The sequence below is a fragment of the Acinetobacter sp. YH12096 genome, assembly GCF_013419215.1.
Classification (GTDB): domain Bacteria; phylum Pseudomonadota; class Gammaproteobacteria; order Pseudomonadales; family Moraxellaceae; genus Acinetobacter; species Acinetobacter amyesii.
In genome coordinates, this window is record NZ_VPAM01000004.1 from 124,230 (window position 1) to 142,211 (window position 17,982).

At 39.7% G+C, this 17,982-nt stretch carries 13 protein-coding genes and 1 pseudogene; 5 read left to right on the top strand and 9 right to left on the bottom strand.

Features of this window, described 5'->3' with window-relative positions:
* Positions 1-196: 196 nt before the first annotated feature.
* From FTU36_RS02775 to efp, 3 genes are all read right to left on the bottom strand, one after another.
* Entirely contained in the window at positions 197-499 is a 303-nt protein-coding gene (locus FTU36_RS02775; protein WP_078190160.1) for a YbdD/YjiX family protein, read from the bottom strand.
* Positions 500-512: 13 nt separating this feature from the next.
* Entirely contained in the window at positions 513-2,615 is a 2,103-nt protein-coding gene (locus FTU36_RS02780) for a carbon starvation CstA family protein (protein WP_078190161.1), read from the bottom strand.
* 194 nt (positions 2,616-2,809) lie between these two features.
* Positions 2,810-3,379, bottom strand: coding sequence for an elongation factor P (efp, locus tag FTU36_RS02785; RefSeq protein ID WP_067762759.1), 570 nt, complete (start codon positions 3,377-3,379; stop codon positions 2,810-2,812).
* 388 nt (positions 3,380-3,767) lie between these two features.
* On the opposite strand from efp, the gene epmB reads away from it, so the two are divergent.
* The 3 genes from epmB to FTU36_RS02800 are packed head-to-tail and all read left to right on the top strand — an operon-like array spanning position 3,768 to position 8,655.
* Positions 3,768-4,784 carry an EF-P beta-lysylation protein EpmB gene (gene epmB, locus FTU36_RS02790; protein ID WP_180010399.1) on the top strand — a complete coding sequence of 339 codons (1,017 nt, stop codon included), beginning with the start codon at positions 3,768-3,770 and terminating at the stop codon, positions 4,782-4,784.
* 14 nt (positions 4,785-4,798) lie between these two features.
* Positions 4,799-6,544 (top strand): GTPase, encoded by a 1,746-nt coding sequence (locus tag FTU36_RS02795; protein WP_180116764.1) that lies wholly within the window; start codon positions 4,799-4,801, stop codon positions 6,542-6,544.
* A complete protein-coding gene (locus FTU36_RS02800) occupies positions 6,526-8,655 on the top strand; it encodes an EAL domain-containing protein (protein WP_180116765.1) in 2,130 nt (709 codons plus the stop codon). The genes FTU36_RS02795 and FTU36_RS02800 overlap by 19 nt, the downstream gene beginning before the upstream one ends.
* Before the next feature lie 83 nt (positions 8,656-8,738).
* On the opposite strand, the gene rpmE is transcribed toward FTU36_RS02800, so the two are convergent.
* The 5 genes from rpmE to gloA all read right to left on the bottom strand — a co-directional run bounded on the left by rpmE (position 8,739) and on the right by gloA (position 11,307).
* Positions 8,739-8,963, bottom strand: a complete 225-nt coding sequence (gene rpmE / locus FTU36_RS02805) for a 50S ribosomal protein L31 (RefSeq protein WP_078190165.1) — start codon at positions 8,961-8,963, stop codon at positions 8,739-8,741.
* A gap of 217 nt (positions 8,964-9,180) precedes the next feature.
* The gene (locus tag FTU36_RS02810) at positions 9,181-9,327 is read right to left on the bottom strand and encodes a hypothetical protein (protein ID WP_180116766.1); all 147 of its coding nucleotides are present in this window, start codon (positions 9,325-9,327) and stop codon (positions 9,181-9,183) included.
* Positions 9,328-9,445: 118 nt separating this feature from the next.
* Complete coding sequence (locus FTU36_RS02815) at positions 9,446-9,652, bottom strand: hypothetical protein (RefSeq protein ID WP_180116767.1); 207 nt, start codon at positions 9,650-9,652, stop codon at positions 9,446-9,448.
* Positions 9,653-9,708: 56 nt separating this feature from the next.
* The gene (locus FTU36_RS02820; protein ID WP_180116768.1) at positions 9,709-10,683 is read right to left on the bottom strand and encodes a bile acid:sodium symporter family protein; all 975 of its coding nucleotides are present in this window, start codon (positions 10,681-10,683) and stop codon (positions 9,709-9,711) included.
* A 222-nt stretch (positions 10,684-10,905) separates the two neighbouring features.
* A complete protein-coding gene (gloA, locus tag FTU36_RS02825) occupies positions 10,906-11,307 on the bottom strand; it encodes a lactoylglutathione lyase (RefSeq protein ID WP_078191833.1) in 402 nt (133 codons plus the stop codon).
* A 238-nt stretch (positions 11,308-11,545) separates the two neighbouring features.
* Between gloA and FTU36_RS02830 the strand changes: the two are divergent.
* A pseudogene (locus tag FTU36_RS02830) lies at positions 11,546-12,793 on the top strand (IS3 family transposase).
* A 51-nt stretch (positions 12,794-12,844) separates the two neighbouring features.
* Here FTU36_RS02830 and FTU36_RS02835 read toward each other — a convergent pair.
* Complete coding sequence (locus FTU36_RS02835; protein ID WP_180116769.1) at positions 12,845-14,989, bottom strand: MFS transporter; 2,145 nt, start codon at positions 14,987-14,989, stop codon at positions 12,845-12,847.
* Positions 14,990-15,173: 184 nt separating this feature from the next.
* Here FTU36_RS02835 and FTU36_RS02840 point away from each other — a divergent pair, with 184 nt between their 5' ends.
* On the top strand, positions 15,174-17,840 hold the full coding sequence (locus FTU36_RS02840; RefSeq protein WP_180116770.1) for an ATP-binding protein: 2,667 nt from the start codon (positions 15,174-15,176) through the stop codon (positions 17,838-17,840).
* The last annotated feature ends 142 nt before the right edge of the window (positions 17,841-17,982 follow it).

Sequence of the window (17,982 nt, forward strand, 5' to 3'; positions counted from 1 at the left end):
ACTAAAATACAGTGTTTTATTTAAAAATACAGTGTTTATCTCCAAGCAATACCCAGTTCAATACTTTAAATACATACGCTTGATATTTATTGGGTATACAAAAGCGTTGTTTTCGCTTCGACTGATCACAATTCAGCAAAAAAAAAGCGTCCCGAAGAACGCTTTTTTTATTGGATTTTTAGCACAAGTCAAAGCATTAGCAAGGACATTTCTTCATGTCACCACCAGCTGATGGATAACGTGCATCTACACAGTGACGATAAAATGTTTTTGCATCCATCGCTTCCAAATCAGGATGATGTTTTGCCATATGTTCCAAATAGTTTTGGTAATCTGGCACACCCACCATCAGGCGGAAGCTTTGCTGTAAACGTTGCCACAACGTCGCAATACGTGACCAATTTTTCGGGTTCAGAATTAGATCCTTCTGCGACATAATGGTCATTTTAATGATTTTATAAATCACCGTTTTTCCACTTTTTGCAAACTTCAGGTTCATTCATATTCCCCTATTAATGTGCTGAATTCGACGGATTAATTTCAGCTGGGTCACGGTAAATCGCTTCTGCTTCATTCACCGATGGATTTGGATTTGCCAAAGCACGACGCACCACACCAATCGCTGCAAATAACATCACAAATGCCACAATCATAAAGAATGCACAAAGACCGGCATTGATTTGATTCGACAATGCAACCGTATGCATTTCAGCCATGGTTTTCGCAGGTGCCAACAATTCATTTTTCGCAATGGCTGCATTAAAACGATCTGCCTGAGCCAAGAAACCAATCTTTGGATTTTCGTGGAAAATCTTCTGCCAACCAGCGGTCATTGAAGTAATAAACAAGAATACTGTTGGGATAATCGTCACCCAAACATACTTTTGTTTTTTCATCTTGAATAAAATCACTGTACCCAAGATCAAAGCCATCGCAGCAAGAATTTGGTTACCAATACCAAATAGCGGCCATAAGCTATTAATACCGCCGAGTGGATCAACCACACCTTGGTAAACGAAGAAGCCCCAACCTGCAACAGCTACCGCTGTACCTAACAGATTTCCGAAGAAATTATGTGAGTTTTTAACCGCAGGAACCACGATACCCACTGTATCTTGCACCATGAAACGACATGCACGCGTACCTGCATCCACAGCAGTTAAAATAAAGAGTGCTTCGAATAAAATCGCAAAGTGATACCAGAACGCCATCATTGAACGGTTATTAAAAATTTCCGTAATGATATGCGCCATACCAATCGCAAATGTTGGCGCCCCCCCTGTACGAGACAGAATCGAGTTTTCACCCACTTCTTGTGCAAGTAAGGTCAATGCTTCAGGTGTTACCACGAAGCCTAATGTACGAACTGCTTCTGCAGCGGACTCAACCGTTGTACCAATCACAGCTGCTGGCGCATTAATCGCAAAATACACACCAGGCTCAAGAATCGTTGCACAGACCAAAGCCATGATCGCAACAAAAGATTCCATCAACATGCCGCCATAACCGATCATGCGAATATCTTTTTCATTATTCACAAGTTTCGGTGTCGTTCCTGAAGAAACGAGCGCATGGAAACCTGAAATTGCACCACAGGCAATGGTAATAAACAAGAATGGGAACATTGAGCCTGCAAATACAGGACCTGTACCATCAATAAAATGCGTCACCGCTGGCATTTTCATTTCAGGTAAAGCAAACATAATCCCGATTGCTAAACCTGCAATAACACCAATTTTCAAGAAGGTCGATAGGTAATCACGTGGTGCAAGCAGTAACCATACGGGTAACACAGATGCTACGAAACCATAACCGATCAGCCACCAAGTCAGTTCAGTACCTGAAAGTGTAAAGAATGGCCCCCAGTACGGATGCTGTGCAATGTCACCACCATAAATAATCCCTGCCATCATCAGTACAAAACCAATGATTGACACTTCTGCAATTTTACCCGGACGGATAAATCGCATGTAGATACCCATGAAAATCGCAATCGGTACAGTGGCCGCGATACTGAAAACACCCCACGGACTGTTGGTCAACGCTTTTACAACAACCAAAGCAAGTACCGCAAGAATGATGATCATCACGCCAAGTGCACCAAGCATCACGATGATTCCGGCAAAAGAACCTAGTTCTTGTTTTGCCATTTCACCGAGTGAACGACCATCACGACGCGTTGAGATGAACAAGACTAAAAAGTCTTGAACCGCACCGGCAAGAACAACACCCACCAAGAGCCAAATTGTTCCCGGCAAATAACCCATTTGCGCAGCAAGGATCGGTCCGACTAATGGGCCTGCACCTGCAATCGCAGCAAAGTGGTGACCAAATAGAACGCTTTTATTGGTCGGTACATAATCCAAGCCGTCAGCTAAGCGATGGGCAGGCGTTAAACGTCGCTCATTCAGTTCAAAGACTTTATTGGCAATAAATAAACTATAAAAACGATATGCAATGCTATACACACAGATTGCTGCAAGGATCAGCCAAACTGCATTGACATGCTCGCCTCGACTGAGTGCTAGTATGCCGAATGAAACGGCACCTAGAATGGCTACAAACAGCCAGATAATCTTTGAAGCCATTCCTGACTTCGGTTGAATGGTTTCCATCTCAATCCCTCATAAATGTTGAAATAAATCAGCTTGATTTTTCTTGTTCGAGGTACTGCTGTTTCTTCCCTTGAAACTCTACTCCTGTTATAGGTTTTTTCATCTAATACTTTGGCATAAAAATTTAAACCAATAGGTATAAAAAAAGGGATGAATCACTTCATCCCTTTCGATAATAGTCTATTTTTAAACCATTATGCACGTTCTAAATAGTCACCAGTACGAGTGTCTACACGAACGCTTTCTTCTTGCTGTACGAATAATGGAACACGTACAACTGCACCAGTTTCAAGCTTAGCCGGTTTACCGCCACCGCCTGAAGTATCACCACGTACACCTGGATCAGTTTCAACGATTTTTAATACAACGAAGTTTGGCGCGCTCACAGTTAAAGGAACACCGTTCCAAAGCATGATTGTGCAAAGTTCATTTGAGTCATCTTTCAACCATTTAGCCGCGTCGCCCATAGCAACTTTATCAGCAGCGATTTGTTCGAAAGATTCTGGATCCATGAAGTTCCACATTTCACCGTCGTTATACAAGTAGTTCATTTCAACTTCTTGGATGTCAGCAGCTTCTAGTGAATCACCAGATTTGAAAGTTTTTTCTAAAACTTTACCAGTTTTAAGGTTACGTAATTTTACGCGGTTAAAAGCTTGGCCTTTACCTGGTTTTACGTATTCGTTTTCCATGATTGAACATGGGTTACCGTCAAGCATGACCTTAAGGCCTGACTTGAAATCATTCGTAGAATAATAGGCCATGACTGGCTCACTCCAAACTTACTAACTTTAATCTATAGATGCTATGGGCTGTAACATGTCATTTAGCAAGTACTGACTGTAACATTGGCTGCCACATGCACATTAATGTGATATTGCGTATTCTAAATGACCAATGCACCATGTCGCAACGAAAAAATCCCCATTAAAGGGGTCAAGCTGCTTAACTTACACTCAGACATTAAAGAACTTTGTTTATACAATGCCCACAAACAGGTAAAATTGCTGTTTACTGAAACTTAATAAATGTTTCGTAGGCTTCATCCGTTGTAAGCTTTATCGGAATTATTTCAGCTTACATTTCAAAGTTCGACGCATTAATTTCAGCAATATTCCCCACTCACCTTTCTGCATTTTTTAAACAATCGGCATGATAAACTATTTATTTCAAGAGCAAAACTGGCAAACTCAATTGAGTGATTTGATTACTAATCCTCAAGAATTACTCGATGTATTAGAACTCTCGCATGATCAGTTATTATCAGGTGCTCAGTTCGCAGCAGATGAGTTTCGCCTACGCGTGCCGCGCGCTTTTGTCGAAAAAATGCAAAAAGGTAATCCGCTCGATCCGCTTTTACTCCAAGTCCTACCGCATCATTTGGAACTTGAAGAACACGCCGGTTTTGTCACCGACCCTTTAGGTGAAGAGCAGGCTAACCAACAGCCAGGGGTATTACATAAGTACAAGTCTCGTTTTTTACTGACTTTAACCGGTGCCTGCGCGGTCCATTGCCGTTATTGTTTCCGCCGGCATTTTCCCTACCAAGAAAACCTGCCTAAAAATGACGATTGGGCAAACATTAAACAATATATTGAACAACAACCCGATATTAATGAAGTGATTTTAAGTGGTGGAGACCCGCTCACACTATCAAATCGTAAACTTCAAGTGTGGATTGAACGTTTATCGACTTTGCCACAAATTAAATTTTTGAGAATTCATTCACGAGTTCCTATCGTAATCCCCAACCGTGTCGATGAAGAGCTGGTTTCTAATTTAAAAAACAGTAGGCTACGCATTATTCTAGTGGTACACTCAAATCATCCATCAGAGCTAGATGACTTCACGTGCAGCCAGCTTCAACAGCTTGTCAAACAAGGAATCACCGTGCTGAACCAAGCAGTCTTATTAAAAGGGGTTAATGATTCTGCAGAAGTGTTGGTCGATTTAAGTTACCGCTTATTCGACGCAGGTGTAATGCCATATTATTTGCATGTTCTGGATAAAGTAAAAGGTGCTCATCATTTTGATACACCAGCTCAGGATATTGATTTAATTTATAAAAAAGTTTTAGAGAACCTACCTGGTTATTTGGTTCCTAAACTTGTACGGGAAATAGCGGGCGAAAAAAACAAGACACCGCTTTTTGGGGCTTCAACTTTTTGAGTTAAATAATAAAGATGACCACGCATACTTCAGATACGTTTTACAATCCGACTGAATTAAAGCTGGATAAATTAAGCTTTTGTCCGACCAATGCTAAAGGTCTGCAAGAGTGGTTAAACGGTATTTCAATTTTACAATTGGGTACCTCATCTAAAGCTTTATTCAATGCCTTACTTGAAATCTCCGAGCTGAAATGCCAAGAGATGTTACGTTTTGATTTGGTTCAAATTTTACATCCGACTATGGAAAGTGTGCTCACAAGCTTAGAAAAACACTTTACCAATCAAAGCCTCATTACCACGGATCGTAATGACCAAATCATTGAATTGGCGATGCTTTTACGCAGTCACTTTGCCAAAATCTATATTGATATTGCCAAACGATGTAATCAGCAGCTTAATCAACAAAAGTTTTCGATTTTTTCATTCGGCCATAAAAAAAGCTTACAAACCGCTCGAATTGCATCAATCTACTATGCGTTGCAACAACTGACACTGTTGTTGTATCAACAACATATGTTGTATGCCACACCGACTGCAGGTCAATGGATTGCGGCACATCAACTGATTGAATGTGCCATTGAACACAATTTCTATCAAAGTAATGTCAATCAGTTACTGGGTACTCAACATCAAATTGCAAATATTGCTCAAGCTTATGCACAATTAATCTTATTAGATATTTTCAATAATCATCAGATTCGCCCTGCTGAAATCCAAGGTTTGTATTTATGTAGCTTTGACTGGGCAAAATTGGTTCAAATCCTACCGAAAGAAACCACGCTTTCACGCTATGTTGTAGACACGAAAAAAGATCACCCACCGATTTATAACTCAAAACAAGATCGGTCTTATCAAGCCAATGTATACATTTCAACGCAAAACTTGCTCGATCATTTGACCGAAACGCAAACTAGAAATGCCAATTATTTATCTAAAAATGAAAAGTTATTTTTAACTCCAGCGCTATATTTCCATATTCATAATATTTTGACCAACAACACTGAACGCCGTCATGAACGTTATGAATATTCTGCGCAAATTAATATTTGCTTTAGCTTAATGGTGGCGCATTTCTATCTCTCTAAAGGTAAAAACTTCCACGAAACTTTAGATTTGGAAGGCAATTATCAATTCCACAATGAAGCCTCTTTTGTCAATTCGCATGATTCAAATATGCCAACAGGCATGACTAATGCGAAAGCGCTAGATCGTGAAGCAAAACAGATTCATACTGCTGACGTATTAGATATTAGTGTGAATGGTTATCGCATTAAATGGACTGGCCCTACCCCTGCTAATTTAAAAACCGGCGAATTTATTTTGATCCAAGAAAATGCTCAAAGCCAATGGCGTGGCGGTGTTGTTCGTTGGATCAAACAATCGACTGAAAAAAGTTTGGAATTGGGTCTCGAAGTACTGGCTCAAGATTTGTATCCATGTTCAGCCCATATTCGTACCGACCGCAATACAACAAATCATCAACCTGCTTTATTGGTTCAGACCACACAACTAGATCAGGTGTCTACGACCTTAATTTTACCTGGGGCAAATCTCTTCCGAGAGAAACAAACGGTCCACCTTCGCTTAGGCAAAGAAGACATCAAAGTCTACCTCACCAAAGCGCAGTTGGTGACGCAAAGCTTTATTCGCTTTGAATATGAATTATTGAATGAAGAGCAAGAAAATGTCGTTAAAGACTATATTGCGAAACAGAGCAATGAGATCAAAAATAACGACTTATGGGAAGCATTAAAGTGAGAAATCCATTACTATCCAAAAAACTAAAACGTACGGAAACTCGATTACTCATTATTGATGATAATCAAATACGTTTTAACCAGATACGTGATTTATTGACAGACAGCGAACATCAAGTTCATGCCATATTACTTGATGATTTACAAAATTTCGAAAAACAGCTGAATCTCAATTGGGACTTGATCATTTTTGGACGTGCTTATGATTTAAAATATGAACAAGCTTTAAGTTTAGTTCAACTGTCGAGCCAACCGAATTTACCAATTATTTTACTTAAACCTGAAGACTATCAAGCTGAACAATATGCAAGTTTAGTCAAAAAAGGGATTTATGACATCGTCGATATTGCTGAACCTGAAAGTTTCTATTTTGGTTTAATCCGTGCTTTATCCTTTAGTCGCCTACAACAATCTCAACAGCATTTAATGGAAGAGCTCGAAACAGCTCAAATCCAAACTCAGTCTTTAGTTGAAGATAGTCGTAAAGCGGTTGCCGTGATTCAAGAAGGTATTCATATTCAAGCCAATGCTGAATATCTCACTTTATTTGGTCTAAAAAATGAAGACGATGTAATCGGGCTGCCCCTGCTCGATCTATTACAACCTTCTGACCTCAATGACTTTAAACAACGCTTTAAAAAAATCAGCCAAGGACAGCTCGACTTAGGACGTTTTGATCTTGATTCACAAAATATCGCAGTAGCTGGGCAAAACCCACTAAAACTTGAATTTATTGCTGCGGCTGAAGAAGATGCTTTACAGCTCGCAATTGAAATTGGCAGTCAAAACAGCAATGCTGTAAGCACCGCACCTGTTGAAGCCAGCCCACAAAAACCAAAAGCATTTCAACAACTCAACCGAACCATCGGCCAACAACCTGCCAATGTAAATGCATTAGTGCTATTTACGTTGGCTTCTTGCTCAGATGCGATTTTTCAAAAAGATTGGAATACCTATAAGAGCTATTTCACCAATATTAAAGACTTCTTGAAAGATCAGACTCATGCTCCATTATTTAGTTTAGACAATGGTGCAATTGTTGCCTTATTCCAAGCGGATAATCAGCTCAAACTTGAGTCTAAATTGATTGGTCTTAATACCCTGAGCAAACCTCAATTACTCAGTGTAAATAATGAAACTTATCCATTAAATTTACGCATGGGATACAGTGTTTTAGACAGCGATATTCGTGATGAAGCACATTTTGAGACCTTTGTTGCAAAAGCCTTTAATACTGCGCTACCAACCAACCAACAAGCACCTGAAATCGATTTAACGATTCCATTAGAAATTGACATACCAAGTTTGGATTTTGGTACACCAGAAGCGCAAATTGCACCGATTGTCGTTAGTGATGAAGCTCCTGTTATCAAGGCCCTTCGCAACTGCTTAGAACGCGGTGAAATTCATCTTAAATATCAGCAACTGTATGATAAAGAAGATTCACATCTTTATACTTATGAAGTAACCAGCGGCTTTATTTTTGAAAATAAATGGAAAGATATCGCCCAACTACGTGAATTGGCTGAAGACTCAGAGCTATCCATTAAATTGGATCGTTGGATCTTGGTTGAATCGTGTAAACAGCTACACAACTTTATTACTCAGTTCCCTGAAGCTAAATTAATCGTTAACCTGAACAAGGAAGTGCTATATAACGACCGCACCTTCCCTGAATTTATTTCAAAACTCATTACGATTATTCGTAGTAAATTGAAGAATCCACTGATTTTACAATTTGCAGAAGAAGACATTCAGCTCAATATTGATGCCGCTCAAAAAGCATTTGTTGAACTTCGTAAAAATGGTGCCGAACTGGCTTTACGTAATTTTGGTCATTCGATGTTTAGTGAATCATTATTACGTCAAATGGATGTTCACTGCTTAACACTAGATTCAAGCTTGACCCAAATGCTTGCAAACGACAAGTCATGCCAAGAGCTGCAAGAAAAAATTACCACTTATCATGAAATCAAAACTGTTGAAATCATGCTACGTGAATTAAATGACATGACCCTATTTGCCAATGCTTGGAATGTCGAAGCTCGCTTTATTCAAGGCGATTATTTCCAGAAGAAACTCGACCATCTCATCGATGTTCAGGACCAATAAGGTTCTGAACATTGCCGATTTAAGGTTTATCTTTTTTATCGGCACAAAAAAACGGGCATAAAGCCCGTTTTTCGTTTTGGATATTAACGTTTGATAGAACGTGACATACCAGCAAAACGTTGTTTGAATTTGTCGATACGACCGCCAGTGTCAACGCTTTTCTGTTTACCAGTGTAGAATGGGTGGCAAGCAGAACATACGTCTAGGTAAATAGTTTCTTTACCAAGAGCTGAACGAGTTTCAATTACGTTACCGCATGAACATGTAGCAACTAAAGTTTCATATTTTGGGTGAATATCGGCGCGCATCGTCGATTACTCCTAAGATTTAAGAAGGTTTAGCTGTCATCGCAATTGATCACTCTTGCATCACTACAAGGAAGGCTTAAAAAAGCAGACCAACACCATAACAGACCATTCTTTTGGCCCACCGAGACGGATACCGTCAGAGCTAAGCACAACAAGTTGGGGCAAATTATAGCTGATTTTTTATTGTTAATAAATAGATATTCAAGGCTGAATCGCTCTACTCTTTAGGTTGAGCTTGCTCTAAATATTTCTGATATTGTAATTCGACTGTACGCTGAAATTGGGCTTGATCAAAATGGTCTAATTTTTCAATAAATGCAGGACAAAACGTCGTAGCATTTACTGACTGTAATGATCTGCTCATACCCTCTAAAATACTTTGAAGCTGCTGTTTAAATTGTGCATCGACTGACAGATCAACATCTTTTGCCTTTAATGGCTCTACACCATTAAAACGGATAGCCTGAACTGCAGCAATTAATTTAAGTTTTTGCAGCTTGATAAGCCTGATCTAATTCCGTATTGATCTGTGGTTGTCGATCACGACAAAAATCCAACATGGGCTGCAGGCTGATGAGCGGCATTTTTTCAATGACATCACGGTTACTATTTACGGATAAATCCTCTTGGGCATGAACGACTGTGTTCAGACCTAAGAATAAAATGAAGAAGCCTTGTTTAATTTTCATGATTTTTTTCTTTTCATCTATATAAGGTATTTTAAAAGGACCTATTCATCTCGTCCTTACCCTTGCCCACGGCTTTGTTTTGCCCAAAGGTTGGCAATCACACCACAGACCATCAACTGAATTTGGTGAAAGATCATAATCGGTAAAACTATCATCCCCATCGGCTGCCCAATAAATAAAATTTGTGCCATGGGCACGCCACTCGCCAAGGTTTTTTTAGAGCCACAAAAGAAAATCGTCTTTTGATCAGCTCGGCTGAAGCCCAACCAACGTGGCACATATAACGCCAATAACATAATAATCGTTAACAGGACTGAGCACGCCACAATCAATAGGAATAAGGTCATACCACTCACTTGATGCCATAGCCCTGCCACCACTGCACTACTGAATGCACCATAAACCACCATCAAAATTGAGCCCTGATCAAATACCTTCACGATTTTTGGCATTTTCTTCATATAAGGAAACACCCAAGGACGGAGGAGCTGCCCTAAAATGAAGGGAATCAGTAATAACAGCGTAATTTGAATAATAGATGCTGTCGGATCGTAGTTATGTTGTGACTGACCAAGAATAAAATAGGCCACCATCACTGGGGTAATAAACATCCCAATAATATTTGAAAATGATGCACTACAGACTGCGCCAGCAACATTACCCTGTGCTACCGAAGTAAATGCAATAGAAGACTGTACTGTCGAGGGTAAAAAGCACATAAACAAAAAGCCCCAATACAACTCTTGCCCTAACATCGGCACGAGAATTGGTTTCGCCATTAAACCCAATAATGGAAATAATGCAAAGGTAAAAGCAAAAACTAAAGCATGTAACTTCCAGTGCATTATGCCTTCAACCACAGCCTCACGAGATAACTTTGCACCATGAAGGAAAAATAAAATGGCAATTGCAGCCGTGGTAATATAGCCAAAGATTTCTGCAGCTTGACCACTAACAGGCAAAAAAGTCGCAAGTATGACCATTACAAAAAGTAGAATGGTAAAACGATCCAAAGCCAACATTTTCAGCATAACAACATCCTGTACAAATTTCCCTTTAAACGCATCGACAAAAAAATGCCCAATAAGCTAAATTTACCATTGAGTAAATTTCATCTTACTGGGCCATGTAAATAAAGCCAGCTTTTCTCCGATATATTCATTATTTTAAACGTTGATAGTGAGCTCAACGCAAAAAAAATTATAAATAAGAATATTCAGCATTACATATGACTTTAAATGAATAATTGCAGATTAATTATTTCGTGCATTTGAGTCTTGTTGGATCAACTCAATTTTATAGCCATCTGGATCTTCAACAAAGGCAATGACGGTCACACCACCTTTCATTGGTCCTGCTTCACGTACCACGTTTCCGCCACGTGCTTTAATTTCTTCACAAGCCTTGTAGGCATCATCTACTGCAATAGCAATATGCCCATAAGCGTTACCCAATTCATAACTCTCCGTATCCCAGTTATGCGTTAACTCGAGTACGGTATGATTTTCTTCATCACCATAGCCCACAAATGCCAAAGTAAAACGACCTTCTTCATAATCACGCTTACGAAGCAAAGTCATACCGAGTACTTCAGTATAGAACGCCAATGAACGCTCTAAATTGCCTACACGTAACATGGTATGCAGCATGCGCATAATCGAGTTTCCTAAATCTATCATTATGTTTGAATACTATAGGGATTTAACATGCAAAGTTCAATTTAAGTCTAGAACGCATATACCCACTTATTTCAAATATCCTTGTCCAAAACCGTAGACCTGCTTAGGCTATTTAACAGCTTAGAATAAAAAAGCCCACTCAAACTGAATAGGCTTTTTTTAAGTTAAATTTGTCCCGTCCTGAAATAAGTTTACACCTTAAGAGACTTATTTTATGGAACATGCACAAGAACAACGAGTTAAACGCACACAACGTGATTATAGCTTCGCCTTTAAAATGATGGTTGTACATGAAGTAGAAAAAGGGCAAATTACTTATAAACAAGCTCAGGTAAAATATGGTATTCAAGGAAGATCAACTGTGCTGTTATGGTTACGCAAGCACGGACAACAGGACTGGACTTCGAATATGCCGACTTCTTCTAAACGCCAATTACCCCCCCAACAACGAATCCGCCAATTAGAAAAGCAGTTAGCCGCAGAAAAGCTTAAAACTGAATTTATTCAGGATGTGATTTATCACATTGATAAAGAATGTGATTTATCACATTGATAAAGAATGTGGGACTGATCTTGGAAAAAAGTATACCGAGCACGTTTCAAAGATTGGCAAAGCCAAAGAAGACTAAGCGTTTCACGTTATTGTCAGTGGTTGGGAATCACCCGACAAGCTTATTATCAAGCAGAAAAACGTGCTCAAATGACTGCACAAGCAACTGAACAAATACTTGAGTTGGTTATGGAATATCGTTGTCTCATGCCAAGTATCGGAACACGTAAGCTGTATTGGCTTATTAAAGGCAAATTGTTGCAGCGTGGTTTAAAGTGTGGACGGGATCAGTTATTTAAAATATTGAAAGAGCATAATTTATTGATTCGCCCCAAGCGTCGCTATACAAAAACTACGGATAGCAAGCATTGGATGAAGAAGCATCCAAATTTATTAAAGGATTATTCAGCAGTGCAAGCCAACGAAGTCTTTGTTAGTGATATTACTTATGTTGAGAGTGCTGAAGGCGTACATTATTTATCCTTAGTGACAGATGCTTATACCCGTCAGATTAAAGGTTATAAGTTATCGAATGATATGCGTGCGGAGAATGTTGTGCAGGCTCTACATATGGCGATGCAGCATGTGACGGATCGAGCGACAAGGATGATTCATCATTCAGACAGAGGCTCTCAGTATTGCTCTGAACTATATCAATCGGCATTACGCCATTATGGGGTATGTCCTTCTATGACAGATGGAGGAGACTGTTACCAGAATGCATTAGCAGAGCGGATTAATGGAATATTAAAGCAGGAGTTTTTAATTACACGATGTCAAACCATGAAGGAGTTAGATCACTTAATTGCGGAATCTATTATGATTTATAATTGCTATAGACCACATTTAAGTTTAAATATGAACACCCCGAATCAAACGTATGAGCAAACTAAAACCGAGCTAATTGCTTAACTCGGTTTGAAGTGGAATACTGTCAATCTATTTCAGGACAAGACAATTGAATTATGAATTGGATTTTTGTTCATGTTCTCTCAATAGTTTGGCGACCCAAACCACTAAAATTAAAATCGGAATACCAATTAAAGTCGTCATCAAGAAAAAGTTTGGATAACCGATATTGGTCACAATCGTACCTGAGTAACCGCCTAAAATTTTAGGGGTTAAAGTCATTAATGAACTAAAGATGGCATATTGAACCGCTGTGAAAGAAACACTGGTCAAGCTCGATAAAAATGCAATAAATGCCGCGCCTGCAAGACCTGACGCCAAGTTATCGACAATGATCGCGAAATATAGCCACAGCGAACTATAAGGCTTAATGACCTTTCCTTTGATGTCCACATTTTGTTCAGCACTAGCCAAATTAATCGGTTGAATATCAACACCAAGCACACCCGCCATATTGGCCGCTGTATTCACTTGATATGCTAAATCGACACTCTTTTTCACTACATCATTTTCTAGCAGTTGAGCCGTTAATGTTTTTTGCTTTGCTGTTTCGAGCGCTTGCCCTGGAATTGCAGCACTAAAAACACCGGTTTTATCAAGCTTCGCGTCGAATGGTTTAGCATCCAAAATAATTTGAATTTTTTGATTTTCTTTTAACTCGCCTGCCAAGTATTGTCCACGGACCACGATACTATTTGCAGTCTCTTGAGCTGAAATCGTGTTATCTGAAGTCACTGGCAACAACATCATTGCTGAGTTTGCAAAAGCATTATTCAGATACGGCAAACTCACCTGTATTGGATGTTGATTCTTAGACTGATAATCCGCACTGACTTTAATATTTTGATCTGCAGCCAAGACTGCTTTTGGAATTTGAACTGCCCAAGCACCCGTATCATCCGGCGTCGCTGTATATTGCTGCCCTGCTACATTTACAATGACATCGCTTAATGGCTGACCTGATTTGACCAGACCGATAAAAATCAAGTTTGTTGAACTTGCTAAAATCGCACCAACAAACATCAATTTCATAATGTTCATGCGCTGCGCTAGCAAACCGCCAAGGAAGCCGCCAACCAAGCTAAAAATCACACCATAGACTTTTACAGCTTCAGCAATCTGCTCTTTGGTGAAGTTTAAATCTTGATAAAACACATTAGAAATGACGCCGGCGATAATATCGGAAATACGGTAAAAACCAATAAGTAACAACAGCACTAAAGCCAGTTTTAGACCATAACGCTTAAAGAAATCTGCAACTGGATTAACCCAAGTTTCAAATGCCATCTGCTTATTTACAGCACCTGATTTCACTAAAACTGAACCGATACCAAAAGCAACCACAGCTGAACCAATAAAGCGCACAGCCTCTAAACAGAACAAGGTAAATGAATCTGAAATTTGCCACTGCTCTTTCAAACTTTCAACCGCTACACCTGAATAGATATAACTCAAGACAAAGGCAACCACGGCAGCAAAGAATACAGCGACTAAACGATAATAGTCGGTCCGTTTATAATGCTTTTGTACACGGTCAACCTGCGGCTCACGTATCGATAAAGTTGTGATAATACCGATAGCCATCACAGCAGCCATTGCAAGGTAAGTATATTTCCAAGCTTCATAAATATAGTTACCTTTGGCCGTGCCTAAATATGCAGCCAAAAATAACGCCCCTGCACCTGCCACGATCATGCCGATACGATAACCTGCATTATAGGTCGAAGCTAAAACGGTCTGCATTTCAGTTTCAGCCAACTCAATACGATAAGCATCAATCACAATGTCTTGCGTTGCGGCAGAAAAACCTAGTAATACGGCTCCAGCAGCCATTTGGTAAATATAGCTTTGTCCTAAAGCTGGGTCTGAAAATGCCATGATACAAATTGCACAGATAATGAGAACTTGAGCGATCAACAACCATGCACGGCGCCGTCCGAGTTGTTTGGTTAAAAATGGCACAGGTAACTCATCAATTAATGGCGCCCAAACAAACTTAAACGAATAGCCAAGCGCTGCCCAACTAAAAAAAGTCACTGCACTTTTATCAATTCCTGCTTCACCTAACCAAAGCGATAAACTGGAAAAGATCAGTAAAATTGGGATACCGGCCGAAAAGCCAAGAAAAAGCATAATCAGCGCACGTCGGTCTAAAAATGCAGTAAAAGCAGATTTCCATCCTGAAGCTTGTGTTGTCATGACTCAGTTATTTTTGTCAAAATCGAATGTTGCTATTCAAGCGCTTAATGACAACGGTTTCAACAACATTTATGAAATCATTGTTTTATTTTATCGATATTTCGCATGCTGTTGCTTGATCTTTGGCATTAAACCTGTATACCTTAATTACATATCTCTATTCTTTAGTTTTTTGGATTCAACAGTGACCCAGCGACTTGAACAAATTCACTCTTCTTTATCAACCACCATTAATGAAACCAACACAAAAAACTTAGCAGAAACAGTAACGACACTAAAGAGTGCTTTTGATCAACCCGAAATACAGAATACTTTAACTAAAACCCAGTTGCAGCCGCTTCAGCTGACGCATACGCCTGAGCTTAAAAAAATACCGACGTCTACCAAGCGGATCAAACCACTCAATGACTTTTTAGGACAAGATCGTGCCCGTGCTTCGGTTGAAGCTGGCATTGCATTGCCCTATTCAGGCTATAACATTTTTGCTGTAGGTACCGCAGGCTTAGGTAAGCGCACCATGATTAAGCGCTTATTACAACAACACGCTAAAAATATGCCAACGCCTTCAGACTGGGTGTATGTCAATAATTTCAAGTTTCCGCGTGAACCGATTGCGCTGAAACTTCCTTCTGGTCAAGCGACAAAATTCCAAACGTTATTACATCAAAGTTGGCAAACTATATTAAAACAGCTTGAACGTCGCTTCACCGCAGAAACCTATCACAATCGCATTGAAATGATTCGCCAACATGCTGGTGATGAACAACATCTTGCTTTAGTTGAATTAACCCGAGAAGGTGAAGAGCTCGATCTTAAACTGATTTCTCAGGATGATGATCATTGTTTCGTTCCCGTGCATTTGGTCGATAACAAATACCAAGAAATGTCCAAAGAAGACATCAATGCACTAAGCAGTAAACAACGAGCTGAAATTGCGTCAAACGTCCGTTATATGGATAAAAAACTTGAACGTCTTGGTCTACATCTTGGTGATCTTGAAGATGACGCACGCGATAAAGTTCAGGTTTTAAACCGTGAAATTGCTAAACAAGTCGTCATGCCGCGTATTGATGTAATTCAAAATAAATTTAGCATGGTTGAAGGCTTGGAAGATTATCTGAAGCAATATGCAGATGACATCATTCAAAATGTTGAGTTTGTGCTTGAGCAAGAAGAAGATGACTTTACACCTGGCCTATTTAACCGCGTGCCATCTCGCTACCAAGCAAACATCATTGCCACACACAAACCTAATGCTGGTGCGCCCGTCATTTTTGAAGATTTCCCTACCCATTACAATTTGTTAGGTCATGTTGAACAACTAACTCAAAACGGTACCATCACCACAGACTTTACCTTAATCCGTCCCGGTGCATTACATAAGGCCAATGGTGGATTCCTCATCTTGGAAGCTGAACAACTTTTAGAACAGCCTTATGCATGGCAAGGTCTAAAACGTGCATTAAAATCAGGACATTTAAAGCTGTCTTCACTTGAACATATGCTTACATTGACAGGCAGTATTTCGATTGAGCCTGAAGCTATTGATTTAAATATCAAAGTGATCCTGCTTGCTGAACCTGATATTTATTACGATATTTTAGAACTCGAACCAGAACTGGGCAGTGTCTTTAAAATTCGTGCCGATTTTACCGATACATTACAACGTAATGACATTAATGAGCAGGCATATATGCAGCTAATTGCTGATTATGTGCAAACAGACAAACTTCTGCCGTTTGACCGTACAGCACTTGCTGCACTGTTAACTGATTCAAGTCGTCAAGCTGAAGATCAAAGCTCTTTGTCATTACATGCCCTCACCTTAGGTGATTTGATTCGTGAAGCACATCATCATGCAGCACTTGCTGGCGATAAAATGGTGACAGAAACACATATCAACACCGCTCTTGATCATCGTAAATACCGTCTAGGCTACTTACGTGAATTATATTGGCAAGATCTCACTCGCGGTACACAGTTAATCGAAACCAAAGGTCATCGATTCGGGCAGATTAACGCCCTCTCTGTGATTCAATATGCTGATGTTGAATTTGGTTTACCGTCACGTTTAACGGCTTCGGTTTATCAAGGTGGCGGCGATATTTTAGATATCGAGCGTAGTGTAGAACTCGGTGGTTCTTTACATGCCAAAGGCGTCCTGCTGATGTCGAGTTTCTTAAAGGCACACTTTGGTCGTGAACAAATTTTACATTTCTCTGCTGCCCTTGCCTTTGAGCAAAGCTATGGCCAAGTAGATGGCGACAGCGCAACTGTTGCAGAGCTTTCAGCTCTTATTTCCGCTATTAGCCAATTACCGATCGATCAATCATGGGCAATCACTGGCTCAATGAACCAATTGGGTCAAGTTCAACCGATTGGTGGTGTAAATGCCAAGATTGAAGGCTTCTATGATGCATGTAAATTACAAGGGCTAACAGGCAAGCAAGGTGTGATTATTCCACGCCAAAATATGCAGCACTTGATGTTACGCAAAGATGTGATTGAAGCTGTGCAACAAGGTCAATTCCATATTCATGCCATTGATACCATTGACCAAGCTTTAGAAATTTTGATGGCGCGCCCAGTAGGTACTCTTGATAAAAAAGGTCGTTATAGCAAAGGCTCAATCTATGCTGCTGTCATGGAGCAACTTGAGTACTGGCAAGCGATTGAAGATGGCGCTGAGTTTGAGGAAGAAGAGCCAAAGAAAAAGAAAAAAAAGAAGAAGTCTAAAAAGGCAAAAGATAAAAAGACAAAGAAGTCTGAAGCTCAAGACAGTACTGCTGAAAATGAGAAAGTTGTTGAAGAAAGTCTGACTGAAGATGATCCGTCAGAAATCTTCGATTAGATTATTCATTTGTTGATTTTTCCACCATTCATTGCACTTTAAATGCCTTTGAAATGGTGGAAAAACGCATAACCCTAGGCTTTTTAGATAATTAAGTCATAAAAAAAGCGCCTTAAAGGCGCTATTTTTTATCTGTATCCAA

Excerpts from the sequence above, each read along its gene's own strand:
- FTU36_RS02775 (WP_078190160.1), bottom strand. The coding sequence starts at position 499 with ATGAACCTGAAGTTTGCAAAAAGTGGAAAAACGGTGATTTATAAAATC.
- FTU36_RS02780 (WP_078190161.1), bottom strand. The coding sequence starts at position 2,615 with ATGGAAACCATTCAACCGAAGTCAGGAATGGCTTCAAAGATTATCTGG.
- efp (WP_067762759.1), bottom strand. The coding sequence starts at position 3,379 with ATGGCCTATTATTCTACGAATGATTTCAAGTCAGGCCTTAAGGTCATG.
- epmB (WP_180010399.1), top strand. The coding sequence starts at position 3,768 with ATGATAAACTATTTATTTCAAGAGCAAAACTGGCAAACTCAATTGAGT.
- FTU36_RS02795 (WP_180116764.1), top strand. The coding sequence starts at position 4,799 with ATGACCACGCATACTTCAGATACGTTTTACAATCCGACTGAATTAAAG.
- FTU36_RS02800 (WP_180116765.1), top strand. The coding sequence starts at position 6,526 with ATGGGAAGCATTAAAGTGAGAAATCCATTACTATCCAAAAAACTAAAA.
- rpmE (WP_078190165.1), bottom strand. The coding sequence starts at position 8,963 with ATGCGCGCCGATATTCACCCAAAATATGAAACTTTAGTTGCTACATGT.
- FTU36_RS02810 (WP_180116766.1), bottom strand. The coding sequence starts at position 9,327 with ATGAGCAGATCATTACAGTCAGTAAATGCTACGACGTTTTGTCCTGCA.
- FTU36_RS02815 (WP_180116767.1), bottom strand. The coding sequence starts at position 9,652 with ATGAAAATTAAACAAGGCTTCTTCATTTTATTCTTAGGTCTGAACACA.
- FTU36_RS02820 (WP_180116768.1), bottom strand. The coding sequence starts at position 10,683 with ATGCTGAAAATGTTGGCTTTGGATCGTTTTACCATTCTACTTTTTGTA.
- gloA (WP_078191833.1), bottom strand. The coding sequence starts at position 11,307 with ATGCGCATGCTGCATACCATGTTACGTGTAGGCAATTTAGAGCGTTCA.
- FTU36_RS02835 (WP_180116769.1), bottom strand. The coding sequence starts at position 14,989 with ATGACAACACAAGCTTCAGGATGGAAATCTGCTTTTACTGCATTTTTA.